Source organism: Methylosinus sp. RM1 (genome assembly GCF_011378635.1).
Taxonomy (GTDB): domain Bacteria; phylum Pseudomonadota; class Alphaproteobacteria; order Rhizobiales; family Beijerinckiaceae; genus Methylosinus; species Methylosinus sporium.
Genome location: NZ_WOVC01000068.1, coordinates 1 through 9,420 on the forward strand (window position 1 = coordinate 1; position 9,420 = coordinate 9,420).

Here is a 9,420-nt window from a genome sequence, read left to right on the forward strand (position 1 = left end):
TCGCACGAAAACGCATTCGCCCCGAGTTCGTCATCGCATGGTCGTTATGGCGACGAGCGCACCAAGCCGAAGCAAGGCGAGCCCATCTCAAAAAGCAACTGTAATGCTAGGCAAGCCACGATCCGCACCGCGCCGAAATACTCGGCGTAGCTCAGAACCATGCCTGTGGTCGGCGGGTGCTGAAATATCCGAAGCAGGCCTTCGCGCTCAGATCGCGGAGGTAAGCCGTCGCCTGGTCGCACTCGTGCCAGCCAACACCGAGAACGCAAATGCGAGACATGTCTTGACCATGGAACGGCCCCCTTCGGGGCCGCCGAACTGGAAGGCAAAGTGAAAATCCCCCTCGGGATATTTCTCGACCGCCGTCGCATCCGCAAGCGCGGTTTCGACATCTAGCTCAGGGTGCTTCTTCTTCAGTCCTTCAAGAATCCGGCGCGCTTCGTCCACGGACCGGGCCTTGATGTTGTATTCCATCGAGCCGTCGGGCCGCTGCGTCTTCTTGAACTCCGGGTTGGTGAGGGTCATGCCGCCTTCGGCTTGTAACGTTATGCGTTCACCCTCGGTCGTAACGGTCTTGAGCGGCGGCATCTCGCCTCGGTCTCTCTGGACGCCGAACATAAGGCCGAGCGACTGCATCGACGTGGCAAGCGCTGCGTCCCACGTATCGCCGGTCTCGCTGTTGCATTTGCGGCAAATGAACCCGGATATGCTTTTCTGACCGCCGACCGCATTGGGGAAGATGTGCTCGGCCGAGTCGCAGTGCGGGTCGGCAGGGTCGTTCGATATTTGATTGCCGCAGATAGCGCATTTGGTCATTCTGTGAATTTCCTGAAACGGGATGAAGTATCGACTGCCGCCGACCGTGCCCGCCGGGGGATTGACGGGACTGAGCGGTCGGAAACGTCGGTCCGTGAGGGTATGGGGAGTGCAGCTTACGTTTGCAAGAGGACGCCGAGTCCGCTTCCGTACCGCGCGCGAAGGACTACAAATGGCGCATCTTGGACAACATTACCCATAAGCCAAAGCGAGATGAGAGTTGCCCCCCCCCCCCGCGTCGGAAACCCTGTAATTCAGAGCCTCGGATCGATCGGCTCGCTCTCCAGCGCGAGGATGGCGAAGACGCATTCATGGGTCTTGCGCAGGGGCGCGCCGGCAGTAAAGCGCGTCAGGGCCTCGTGACCGAGCGCGAATTCGCGCAGGGCGTTGGTCCTTTTGGCGCCGAGCCCGCGTTGACGCAGGCGCGTGAGATGTTCCGGCAGATCATATTCCGGGCCGTAGATGATGCGCAGATATTCCGGCCCGCGCACCTTCAGCGCCGGCTGGATCGGCCCCTTGGCGCCGCGCGCGATGAAGCCTCGCGGCTTCACCACCATGCCTTCGCCGCCCGCCGATGTCAGCTCCTCCCACCAGCGCGTCGCCTCCTCGCAGGCCGAGGCGTCGTCCAGTGCGAGGCATCGCCAGCGAGTCGTCGTCACATTCTGCACGCCGGTCGTCGCCAATGTCTCGGTCATCGACATGTGCCAGAGATGGTCCTTGTCGAAATGCGTGGCGCCCTCGCTCGCCAGCAGATGAAACGGGGCGATGCGCAGATCGTCGAGCGAGCGAACCAGCCAGACATAGGGCTTCCATGCCTGGCCATAGCGCGCCGCCTTTTCGGCGCGGATCGCGAGCCGGTCGCGCGTTGCCTCGACAGGGACGCCGCGAGCGGCGGCGTCATGGGCGAGCGCGAGCCCGGCGTAGCTCGCGGCGGCGACCGGCGCATATTGCTGCTCGATCAGCGCCGAGGCTTTGGCGGACCAGGGCATAATCTCCGCATCGAACAGGAGCCAGTCGGTCGAGAGCGACTCCCAGAGGCGGGCGCTGTCGCAAGCGGCGCGTAGCCGCGCGAGCAAAGCCTCGCATTCGGCGCCATCCGCGAAGAAGGCGCGGCCCGAGCGCGTCCAAATCTGTCCGCTTTCGCCGGAGAGGACGCCGAAGCGCCGCCGCGCGACATCTGCGTCGCGGCAGAGCGCGACGACGGCGCGCGAGCCCATGTGCTTTTCCTCGAGCACGACTTCCCTTTGGCCGCGCTCGCGGAAAAAGGCGAAGGCCTCCTCCGGGCGCTCGAGAAAGCCTTCACGCTCGCTCGTCTCCACCGGCGACATGGTCGGCGGAAGATAGACGAGCCATTGCGGCGCGAGGGCGAAACGGCTCATCGCTTCGAGCGCAGCCGCTGAATTCTCCTCGGCAATGGGAATGCGCCGTAGCAGCGTGGTGTCGATCCATCGCCGTCCCGACACGTCGGCATGGTCGAGCAGCCGATCCGCCTCGGCCTGCAAGGCGGTCTCGGGCGCGGGGACGAGCGGGCGCGCCGGCTCGCAATAGGCGCGCGCCGCCGGAACCTCGACGAGCTCCCGCTCCGGCCAGCGCAGCGCCGTGAGCTTGCCGCCGAAGACGCAGCCCGTGTCGACACAGATCGTGTTGTTGACCCACTCCGCATCCGGCGTCGGCGTATGGCCATAGACGATGGCCGAGCGGCCGCGATAATTCGCCGCCCAATCGAGCCGCACCGGCAGGCCGAACTCATCCGTCTCGCCCGTCGTCTCGCCGAACAGAGCGAACTCGCGGACGGCGGGCGAGCCGCGGCCGATCATTTCCTCCTTCAGCCCCGCATGGGCGACGGCGAGCTTGCCGCCGTCGAGCCAATAATGGCTGCGGAGATCCGCGAGGAAAGTCTTTACGCGCTCGCGGAATTCGGCCGTCTCCTCGGCGAGCTGATCGATCGACTCCTGAAGCCCATGGCCGACCGTGACCTTTCGGCCTTCGAGCCAGCGCGACAATTTGCGGTCATGATTGCCCTGCACGACGTAGGCGACGCCTGCCTCCTGCGCCGCCATAGCGAGGCGCAGCACGCCCGGAACATCCGGCCCGCGATCGACGAGATCGCCGACCAAGACCAGCTTGCGGCCATGCGGAGCCGAGACGGCGACCGCGTCGCCTTCGCCCTCGACGACATAGCCGAGCGATTCGAGCAGCCGCCGCAATTCGTCGAGGCAGCCATGCACGTCGCCGATCACATCGAAGGGGCCGACATCGTCGCGCTTGTCGGTCCACATCGGGCGGCGCTCGACGACGGCCGCCTCGATCGCCGCAACCGAGGACAGCTTCCAGATCTGCCGAAAGCCCTCATTGGCGAGGCCGCGCGAGCCGCGATGAATCTCCTGAATCATGCGCTGCGGCACGCCGGGTCCGAAATCGCGATCCGGCCGCGTCTTGTTGCGCTCGATGCAGACATCGAGGCCCGGATCGACGACGATCGCCACGGGCAGCGCATGCCAGCGGCGCGCGAGCTCGACCCAGGATTTGCGATCGGCGGCTCGCACATTGGTCGCGTCGATCACCGCGAGGCGGCGGTTCTTCAGCCTTTTCTCGGCGATGGCGGCAACGAGCGCGAAAGCGTCGGCGGAGGCGGATTGGTCGGTCTCGTCGTCGCAGACGAGACCGCGGCAATGATCCGAGGAGATCACCTCCGTCGGCTTGAACCAGCGCGACGCGAAGCTCGATTTGCCCGCGCCCGTCGCGCCGATGAGCACGACGAGGCAGAAATCGGGAATGTCCAGGAGGGTCGGGAGAGGCGCATTCATCTCGAGAACACCGCGACCTGTGTGACCGGGCCGAGGTCCGGATGCTCCTCGCCTATGCCGGAAAAGGCGACCGAATAGCCATGGCGTTCGGCGATCGCTTCCGCCCAATCGTGAAATTGCGCGCGCGTCCATTCGAAGCGATGGTCGGGATGACGGAAGGCGCCGGCGGGCAGAGAATCGAACAAAGCGTTATATTCGGCGTTCGGCGTCGTCACGATCACGGTCTTCGGATGCGCTGCGCCGAAGACGATCTCGACCAAAGTCGGCAGACGGTCAGCGTCGAGATGCTCGATCACCTCGACGAGGGCGACGGCGTCGACGTCGGCCCAGCGCGCGTCGCGATAGGTGAGCGCGCCATGCAGCAGGCTCACGCGCTCCATGGAGGGGCCGCCGGCGCGATCGAGCTTCAGGCGCTCCCTGGCGCGCTCCGACGCGCGGGTGGAGGCGTCGAGACCGATGATCCGCTCGAAGCCGCGCTCCTTGACCAGCCGTTGCAGCAGCCGGCCTTCTCCGCAGCCGAGATCGGCGACGCTGCGCGCGCCCGCTTCCTTCAATAGACCGACGACAGCGTCGAGCCGCCGATCGTGCAGACGCAGCGGCGCCTCGAGCGCCTCCTCGCGCGGCGGCGCCTTTTCGTCCTCTGGACCCTCCTCAGCCTCGGTGTCCGGCGCGAGACGCGCGAGGGCGGCGCGCGCGAGGCTGCGGCGGTTCTTCAAAAAGCGCCGCGCGATCGTCTCGCGCTCGGGGTGCGCGGCGAGCCAAGCGCCGCCTTTGGCGACGAGCTTCTCCACCTCGTCGTCGCCGACCCAATAATGCTTGTCGGCGTCCATCGCCGGGATCAGCACATAGAGATGGCCGAGCGCATCGGCGAGGCGCAGCGTCCCCGCGAGCCGCAGCTCGACATAGCGCGAGGGGCCGTCGGCTCCCTCGATTCGGCGCGCCTCCACGGTCCAGCCGAGCGGCCCGAAAAGGCGATCCAGCAAATCGCCATCGCGCGGCGCGGGCAAAGGCGCGACGACGATCTCGAGCGGGATCGCCGTCGCCGCGAGCTCCGGCCGCTCACGCGAGACGCCGGTCATCGCCGTGCGGAACGCTTTGTTGAGGGCGACCGAGAGGAAGGACGACGCCGCATAGGGACGGTCGTTGACATATTGATCCGCGACCCCTTCGGCGCGGCCGCGGCCGCGCACGAGAGCGACCGGATCGAGGTCGAGGATCAGCGCCGCCTCGCAGCGCTCCGTATCGGCCTGGGGGAAAAACACGGTTCCGCGTCCGAAGGACAGCTCGAGGTCATGGGCGCGATCGGGATGCTTCATCAGCAGAAAGCCGAGATCGGTGGCCGGCGCATGCGTGGTGGCGATGGACAAATACATGACGGATATCGAGCTTGCTCGGCAATGTGTTCGGCGCGGCAGCCTATAGCAGGCGAGCTTCTGCTTGTCTCGGCCGAGGGCGGCGAACGTGAGGCGGAGATCGACGCCGCCGACCTGCGGATCGCCACGCCGATGGTCCACGATCCTTGCGTCCAGGCGCCACCATGATGTATCAGTGTCACCATTGGACGGCGCGGTTGCCGGATAGGGTTATTCGGTAGAATCAATATGTTACGTGGCAATTGGTAGCGGTTCCCTCCTCCGCTACCAATTCATAAATATTGCAATATAATCAATATATTGCTAGATGGCGCGCCGCCGATTCCGCCACCAAGCCGCTACCACTTTTTCTTATTGTGGCGTACGCGCTCGCAGAATAATGCGAGTTCGCCGATGGAGGCCTTTTTCGTCGGAGTTTGCAAAAGCGCAGCGCCCGGACGGCGGTCGATCGTTCCGTCAGCGAAACCTGCTCCCGATCCGACGTTCGCGCCGCTACGACTACACCGTTTGCGTGGTCAGACGCGGTTCGTTGCGCGTGATCGCCGTGAGGATTCGCGCCGCCCCGGCGAGAGCCGGCGCCACGCCGTCGATCGCGGCGCCACTCGAAAGCGATTGCATCTCTTCGAGAAGGGCCATGGCTTCCGACGGCAGCGCCCCGCAATCGACCAAGCGGCGGATGTCGCTGTCGGCGGCGCTCTGGCCGTGGACGGGCGCCTCTCCCCGCGTCGCCAGCAACGCCGTCGCCATGGCGCGCAGCGATTTGGCGAGCAGCGCGGGCGCCTCCTCCGGAAACCCGCCGTCGGCCAAGGTCTTCGCCATCCGCAGCGCGCGATCGGGCCTCGGCCATGGCTTCGGCCTCTCGGGGCCCAGCGCTCGCGGCGACGGGCGATTCCGCAGGCAGACCGCGCGCTCGATGGAGCTCCCGCGCTTCGAAGGCGAATTGAAGCAGACCCGCGGCGGCCAAGCGCCGCATGGCGCGCCATGCGGCCGCGTCCACGAATTCTGCGGTGAAGGCGTCGGCTTCCGCCGCGCGCGCGGCTTCGGCCGCCAATTCCTCGTTACCCGCGTCGAGAACGACGAGCAGATGCGGCCTCCCGTCGGCGCCGCGGCGCTCTTCGACGAGCAAGGCCTTTTCGCCCAGACGCTCGACGAGATCCCCGACGAATGCGTCCTGCGCCGAAGCCATCCGCGGTCCACGGTGCGAAGGCTCGCCCATCACCGCTTGCATGCGCTCGATGAAAGCGCCGCGCCCGGACGGCATTTTCAACGCCGAAACGTCGCCGGCGCCGTCGAGCACGCCATCGGCGAGGGCCTGCTTCTGGCCGAGCAAGTGAAGAATGCTATGCTCGATGCTGCCTTCCGTGACGAGATTGACGACCGCTACCGAGCGGGGCTGATTTTTGCGCCAGGCTCTGGCGATGCGCTGCTCGAGCTTCGCCGGATTCCAGGGCAGGTCGACGTTCACGACGGCGCTCGCGACCTGCAGGTTCAGCCCGACGCTGCCGCTGTCGGTCGACAGGAACAGCCGGCAGGCGGGGTCGCGCTTGAACCGGTTGATTTCTGCGCGACGGCGCTCCTGCGGCAGCGAGCCGGTGTGCCAGGCGACTTCGACGCCCATCTCGCCCGCGAGCTCGCGCACCATCGTCAGCATCCGCTCCCATTCGGAAAAGATGATGACTTTCCGATCCGGCTCATCGAGAAGATCGGCGAGGATTTTCTCCAGCTCCTCGAGCTTGGGGCTGATGCGGCAACTCGGATCGAGAATCGCCGGCGTATCGCAAACCATGCGCATGCAGGCGAGCAATTGCTGGAGTCGATCGAACTCCTCCTGCCGCAGCGGACGCCGCTGCGCCTTGGCGATCAATAGCGCCGCGGGCTGGCGGTAGTCCTCGTAACGAAGCTTCTGCTCTTCCGCCATAGGAACGAAGTAAGTCTTGACCGTGCGGCCGGGCAGCTCCTTCTCGACGTCGGCCTTTCGCCGGCGCAGCATCAGCGGAGCGATGCGCTCGCGCAGCGCAGCCAGATTCTTGTACTCGATCGGACGTCCGCGCTCGTCGAGCTCGTAGAACTCGCGGTTGAAACGGAACAGCGGGCCGAGCAGCTCCGGATCGAGATATTGGACGATCGAATAGAGCTCGTCGATCCGGTTCTCGATCGGCGTGCCGGTCAGCACGAAGGCGTAAGGCGAGCGGAGCGACTTCACGCGGCGCGCCGTTTTCGTCGGCCAGTTCTTGATGCGCTGCGCCTCGTCGAGCACGACGATGTCCGGCTTCAATATTTCGTTGATGTCGGGGGCGTCGCTCAGCACCTGCTCATAGTTGACGATGGTGAAGAAGGCCGGCGCGCGATAGGTCGCGAGGCGCTGGGCGCGCGGTCCGAACACGAGCCTGGTCGTGCGGGCGCTGAAGCGGGCGATCTGCTCTTCCCATTCCGCCTTCAGCGACGCCGGGCAAACGACGAGGATCCTCTCGACGCCTTTGCGCCGCGCCAGCAGTTCGCAGCCGGCGATGGCCTGGATGGTCTTGCCGAGCCCCATGTCGTCGGCGAGCAGAGCGCGCTCGCCGAAAGCGAGATGCATCGCTCCCTCGCGCTGATACGGCAACAGCGGATGGGTCAGGACGTCGAGCGTCGCGCGGCCGGCGGCAACATCGGCGGAGAAGGCGGCGGCCGCTTCGAGCCGTTCGCGCCGGCGCCGCGCCCGCTCCAGCCAGGGAGCGAATTGGCGGGAGATTCGGATGGCCTGGTGCATGGCGGGCGGCGCCTTCGCCAGGGCCGCCGCCAGCTCCTCGATCCGCTGCGGCGATGCTGCGATCGCCCCGTCCTCGTCGAGCCACGGGCGCAGCCATTCGCGCGCCTTCGCCAGCGATTTCGTCTCGGCTGTCTCCGGCCAGGCGATCGTCGGCGTCGCCTCGCCACGACGATCCAGAAATATCTCGATCCTCGGGCTGCCTTGCGCCCCTGCCGCGCGAAAAGCCCGGGCCCTTCTATGCCGAAGTGCCGCCAGCGCGCCCTCGATGTGCTTGCAGGTCCCGAGTGCATTGACCCGGTGGTCGATGCAGCTGCAGGAATTCGTGAGGCCGTCGAGGCTTCTTATCTCCACCTCGTAATCGGCTCCGCTCGTCGAGCGGACCCGGAAATCACCGAAAAATTCCTGACTCGAATCGCGCGCGACGACATCGAGGATTTCGGTGCTGCCCCGCCAGCGCCGCAGATCGATCTCGTCCTCGTCGCTCGTGCGCCAACCGAGAGCGGGTTTGCGTTCGAGCACGGCGGCGGCCTTCTTCTTTCGGACGACCTTGCTCGCCTCCTTGCGCGGTGAAGGGTTCTCGGCTTTCGTCCGTCGCGACATTTCGAGTCTCTGTCACTCGGTTGCTAAAAAGCACGACGCTCGGGCATGACCGCTCCGCCGTGTCGACCGTCTACGATCTCGTCCATCTGTGGTCCCCCTCGCATATCTTCCGCAATAGATTGCGCCCGCGGATACACAGGATTTGTTTGCGGGCTGTGGATCCGATGCTGGCCAGGCGGCCTCATACGCTTCCGATATCCAGGCCCAAAGTGGACGCGCCGGTCCTGGCTGGTTTCCGGGAAGCTGCTCACGGAACCAACCAGCGCCTCCGGCTCTCCGCGCATTTTTCGAAGGATCTTTCCATCATCTCAAAAATGAGATGATAGCGATCATGGCTTGGCGCGTCGAAATCCTGAACGAGACAGTCGTCGCGGAAACCGCCGCCCTTCCGGCGGACATGCAGGGCGCGGTTTCTCCGGCTTGCCGAGCGTATAAACTCGGCCGGTCTCGAAAGTCTGAGCGAGCCACACGTAAAGCACCTAGAAGGGAAACTGTGGGAATTACGCCTAACGGGCCGAGACGGAATAGCCCGAGCGCTTTACGTCACGACGGTCGGCGCAAGGTCGTGGTGCTCAGGGCCTTTGTGAAGAAGACCCAAAAAACGCCACGCGCCGAAATCGAGCTTGCGTTACGTCGGGCAAAGGAGGTGACATGACGATTCCATTCGAAAAGATCAAAGCTCGCCTTATGGCCAACCCCGCGGTCAAGGCCGAATACGACGCGCTCGCTCCCGAATTCGAGATTTCCACAGAGCTGGTCAAAGCTCGCCTTCGTGCCGGCCTCTCTCAGGCCGAATTGGCGACACGCATGGGCACGAGCCAGTCGGCTATCGCTCGGCTGGAGAGCGGGCAACCGTTGCCGAGCACGAAGACTCTTTTGCGTTTCGCCGAGGCGACGGGGAGCAAGTTTCACGTTCGCCTCTCTGCGGCTTGACCCTTATCGAGTCGGGAGCGGCCCACTTCCGGGGTCGTGCCCCCACCGGTGGTGTAGCAGCTCGGGAGCAAGCCGCTTGCGACGCGCGCTTTTCATAGCGCCGTAGCGAGCGAGCGGCTTGCGGCGGCCACCGGCGATTCTC

At 65.4% G+C, this 9,420-nt stretch carries 5 protein-coding genes and 1 pseudogene; 2 read left to right on the forward strand and 4 right to left on the reverse strand.

Going from position 1 to position 9,420, the window contains the following annotated elements; translation table 11 throughout:
- Nucleotides 1-207: 207 nt before the first annotated feature.
- From FMZ75_RS20440 to FMZ75_RS20455, 4 genes are all read right to left on the reverse strand, one after another.
- The gene (locus FMZ75_RS20440; protein ID WP_166145956.1) at nt 208-816 is read right to left on the reverse strand and encodes an HNH endonuclease; all 609 of its coding nucleotides are present in this window, start codon (nt 814-816) and stop codon (nt 208-210) included.
- Between the two features lie 254 nt (nt 817-1,070).
- Nucleotides 1,071-3,623 (reverse strand): polynucleotide kinase-phosphatase, encoded by a 2,553-nt coding sequence (locus FMZ75_RS20445; protein ID WP_166145959.1) that lies wholly within the window; start codon nt 3,621-3,623, stop codon nt 1,071-1,073.
- Nucleotides 3,620-5,137, reverse strand: a complete 1,518-nt coding sequence (locus tag FMZ75_RS20450; protein WP_370464769.1) for a 3' terminal RNA ribose 2'-O-methyltransferase Hen1 — start codon at nt 5,135-5,137, stop codon at nt 3,620-3,622. Before FMZ75_RS20450 ends, FMZ75_RS20445 begins: the two co-directional genes overlap by 4 nt.
- A gap of 151 nt (nt 5,138-5,288) precedes the next feature.
- Nucleotides 5,289-8,345 carry a DEAD/DEAH box helicase gene (locus FMZ75_RS20455; RefSeq protein WP_166145962.1) on the reverse strand — a complete coding sequence of 1,019 codons (3,057 nt, stop codon included), beginning with the start codon at nt 8,343-8,345 and terminating at the stop codon, nt 5,289-5,291.
- Between the two features lie 455 nt (nt 8,346-8,800).
- Between FMZ75_RS20455 and FMZ75_RS22315 the strand changes: the two are divergent.
- Together FMZ75_RS22315 and FMZ75_RS20465 are read left to right on the forward strand one after the other, a co-directional pair.
- Nucleotides 8,801-9,000 (forward strand): annotated as a pseudogene (locus FMZ75_RS22315) (type II toxin-antitoxin system RelE/ParE family toxin).
- Nucleotides 9,001-9,032: 32 nt separating this feature from the next.
- Entirely contained in the window at nt 9,033-9,278 is a 246-nt protein-coding gene (locus tag FMZ75_RS20465; protein WP_370464770.1) for a helix-turn-helix domain-containing protein, read from the forward strand.
- Nucleotides 9,279-9,420 lie beyond the last annotated feature (142 nt).